We start from the raw sequence: 1,471 nt of genomic DNA on the forward strand, positions 1-1,471 counted from the left end.
AGCTTACCGCTGCACAAGAGCAGGAAAATAAATAACGTTTGTTTCATGGTTTATCTCTTATGGTAGTCAGTAACAAAGCCGCTTCAATGAGCGGCTTTGTAGGGGGACTAAAAGAGCTCTAAAGACGTTTCATCTAAGAACATGTTTGGCGTAATGTCTTTAACAAACTCTTCCACTTGCTTATCTAATTCAGCTTGTTCTTCTTTAGTGATGAGTACTTCAAACACCGGCCTACCATTTTCATCAACGACAGGGCGCTGATCTTTTACGCGCATCCTTTCGGTAATTCTTAAATCATCCTCTTTCTCGCCGCCTAAAGCTCCCGATATCTTATTGTAGTAATAGGCTTTTTTAACATCAGGATGAATAAATGTATTTCCTGAACTATCTTTTTTCCCTTGAGAATAGGCATGGTAGAGACTGGTTGCAGCATCAGGGTAGCCCAGTTTGATTGCTTTGATGTTCCACTTTAGCGCTTCATCCAAAGTCTCAGGCTTCAAAAAAAAGTAGTACAAGGACAGCATCGCGGGGGCGTGGCCCTGGTTGGCTGCGAGTTTTAGGTATTTTATTTTTTCCTCTACATCCTTCCAATAAATACTGTAATCTAAGAATCTATAACCACCGTTTTGAGTACCATTGATTGCGATGTTTTGATATCGGCTTTGACGGTAAAATGGTACATACTCCCACCATTCTCTTGATGTTGAGTTATATGCGAACTCTGCTTTACCAACTCCATTTTGGGCGAGTTTTTTCCAACCTTGTTGCGCTTTGGGTAACCAGCTTTTATCGCAAGGCCAACCAAGGTAATCACACGGTAAATTCGCGTAAAGCCGAGCTTTTCCTAATACACCCATAGCCCAAGGGTCGCCCATATTGGCGGCTTTTAAAAAGGTCTGCCCCGCTTCAAACTGTTGGCGGTTTTTATACTGTGTAACACCTAGCCAGTAAGTCGCGTAAGCACTGCCTTGGTCTGATTGTTGTTGAAAAATCTGCTCGGCTTGTGGGTACTGTTTTTGGTTAAACAGTCGGATCCCTTGTTCAACAGGTGTCATCGCCCACAGCTTACCACTGCACAAGAGTAGGAAAATAAATAACGTTTGTTTCATGGTTTATCTCTCTGGTAACCAATTACTTAACTGATAGCCGAGCAACTTAAATTGTTCTAGTTGTTCACTATCTTTCTCTCGGAGCACTGCATATTCCGCTTTCATTCGCGCTCGGGCTGGGTACGTTTTTTCAAGGATAAGGTTATCTTGTGTCAACCAGAACATATTCTCGCAGAATTTGGCATAATCTTTACTTAGTGTTTCCATATAGTTAGTTTTAATTCTATCATTTGGGTTTTCATAAGGCTGTGAAAAGGCCTTGGTAAAAAAATCTCTTAAGCTGATGACATTTTTGGCGTAGCGTTGCCATTGCTCAGCTTTATTAAGCTCAGTGGGGTGTGGTAAGCCCATACGTTGCAGGG

Annotated in this window: 1 protein-coding gene and 1 pseudogene; both read right to left on the bottom strand. The window is 41.9% G+C overall.

Going from position 1 to position 1,471, the window contains the following annotated elements; genetic code table 11:
* Positions 1-107 precede the first annotated feature (107 nt).
* Positions 108-1,109, bottom strand: coding sequence for a sel1 repeat family protein (locus tag ACQEXR_RS20065; protein ID WP_427021027.1), 1,002 nt, complete (start codon positions 1,107-1,109; stop codon positions 108-110).
* Positions 1,110-1,112: 3 nt separating this feature from the next.
* A pseudogene (locus tag ACQEXR_RS20070) lies at positions 1,113-1,471 on the bottom strand (LysM domain-containing protein); the annotation flags it as partial.

Origin of the sequence: Vibrio sp. TRT 2004 (assembly GCF_050113735.1) — a bacterium.
GTDB lineage: Bacteria > Pseudomonadota > Gammaproteobacteria > Enterobacterales > Vibrionaceae > Vibrio.

Bases quoted from the DNA above. Each gene is read 5' to 3' on its own strand.
- ACQEXR_RS20065 (WP_427021027.1), bottom strand. From the start codon at position 1,109: ATGAAACAAACGTTATTTATTTTCCTACTCTTGTGCAGTGGTAAGCTG.